Consider the following 1,971-nt stretch of genomic DNA (forward strand, 5'->3'; position numbering starts at 1 on the left):
CCACGTCGACGTTCTTCAGGTTGTGCACCCTCGCCCCGCGCACGCGGATGCAGGTAGGGGCCTTGTTCTTCTCGACCGCCAATTGAAACCCTTCCGGCTAGACTCGATATTTCAATAATCTATTCCTTGTCGAGTTCGGCCATCGTCTGTCTAACCGTATGGTATGGGCCAAACAGGTTCTTTCCCGTGGCCGCGTCACCCATCGCCGCAAGCGTTTCGCTACTAAATCCATGTGGATTCGAAATGCCTGACGGGAGTTCCCCGCACCCGTTGGATGTGCTCGGATCCTTCTGCCACAAGTGCGCATGGCGTTCGTGTTGACTGTTCCGACTCATCTGCCAGCCGCCCCCTATGCGTTCGCATCGATCACGCCCCAATGCTAGCAAATTCATGTGTTCGCATAAGTTTGACGGCCGCACAGCAAAAGGGCCCGCCTAAGCGGGTCCAAGCCAAAGCGTTCGCTGTCGAGAAGTACGACCCTCCGCGCAGGAGCCTACACGGAAAGCATGGAGGCACGACGGGCGTGCAGGGCCTTCTCCTCCCTGTCAGAGAAGTTCGCGATCACCTCGTCGAGGGCCGCCAGGGCCTCCTGCTTGTCCTGCGGCAGGTGCGCCCTCAGGAAGATGCTGCTCGCAGCGGTGCCGGAGAGGTCAGGTTCACGCAAGGACGGGCGAGAAACCCGGCCCCCAAGCCCCCACCCCAGACGGGGCAAGGGGCACGGGGCCGTCCTTCTCGCCCACCGCCCTTCTTGCGCACCGTTACACACCTATATATCTATGTTTCTAGGATTGTCAGTACACAGGAGGCCGCACATGGACATCTTGGAACCACTCGAGGCGGGAAGGCTCTCGCTCCCCACGCGCATCGTGGTGCCGCCTATGGCCACGCAGAGCACGGAGGCCGGCTACGACGACGTCGAGCTCCACTCCGCCCACGGCTACCTGCTGAACCAGTTCTTCTCACCCCTCACCAAATTCAGGACGGACGCGTACGGCCTGCAGAGCGTCCAGAGCCGCACGCACTTCCTGGCGGAGACCGTGCGCAAGGTGCGCGCCGCGGTGGGCGACGACTTTCCCGTGTCCGTCCGGCTGGGCGGGAGCGACTACGCGGAGGGCGGCAGCACCATCGCCGACGCGGTGGAGGCCGCGCGGATCCTTGAGCGCGACGGCGTCGACCTCGTGAACCTCTCTGGCGGGCTCAACGTGTACATGCGCCGCGGCCACCGCGAGCCGGGGTGGTTTGCCGACATGTCGACGGCGGTGCGCCGGGCCACCCACACACCGGTCATGCTCACGGGCGGCGTGCGCACGCCCGAGCAGGCGCGACGCCTGCTGGATGACGGCGCGGCGGACCTCATCGGCGTCGGTCGGGCGATGCTCAGGAACCCCCGCTGGGGCATGCAGCCGTATGACGGCACGCAAGGAGGCACATTGCGCTCGCGCATGCGGGTGAGAAGAGCAAGACAAAGGAGAAGCACCATGGCACGGAAGGTTCTGGTGGTGGGGACGAGCCCCCGCCTGCACGGAAACTCGAACATCCTGGCAGAGGCGTTTGCCGACGGCGCGCGCGAGACGGGAAACGACGTCGAGTTCGTCCCGCTGGCAGGCAAGCGCATCGGCTTCTGCGTGGGCTGCTGGGGATGCCTCAAGACCAAGGGCTGCGTCGTCAACCACGACGACGCCGAGGTCGTGGTGCAGAAGATCCGCACCGCGGACGTGGTGGCCTTTGCCACGCCGATCTACCACTACGAGATGAGCGGCCAGATGAAGACGCTGCTCGACCGCACCAACTGCCTGTACACCGCAGACTACAGCTTCCGCGACGTGTACCTGCTGACCGCGGCCGAGGCCACGGCGCCGGACACGCCGGAGCACGCCATCGGCGGCCTGCGCGGCTGGCTCAAGGTGTTCAAGAAGGCGCAGCTCAAGGGCACCGTGTTTGCCGGCGGCACCACAGATGACGGCACCGTCA

The 1,971-nt window shown here is 64.8% G+C and carries 2 protein-coding genes; one reads left to right on the forward strand and one right to left on the reverse strand.

Annotation, left to right across the window (positions count from 1 at the left end; genetic code table 11):
- Nucleotides 1-493: 493 nt before the first annotated feature.
- On the reverse strand, nt 494-664 hold the full coding sequence (locus ACI38Z_RS07660) for a hypothetical protein (RefSeq protein WP_439789598.1): 171 nt from the start codon (nt 662-664) through the stop codon (nt 494-496).
- Nucleotides 665-812: 148 nt separating this feature from the next.
- Here ACI38Z_RS07660 and ACI38Z_RS07665 point away from each other — a divergent pair.
- Nucleotides 813-1,971, forward strand: a 1,159-nt coding sequence (locus tag ACI38Z_RS07665; protein WP_439789599.1) for an NAD(P)H-dependent oxidoreductase, incomplete at its 3' end; no start/stop codon positions are given.

The sequence above is a fragment of the Parafannyhessea sp. genome (assembly GCF_051876455.1).
Taxonomy (GTDB): Bacteria; Actinomycetota; Coriobacteriia; order Coriobacteriales; family Atopobiaceae; genus Parafannyhessea.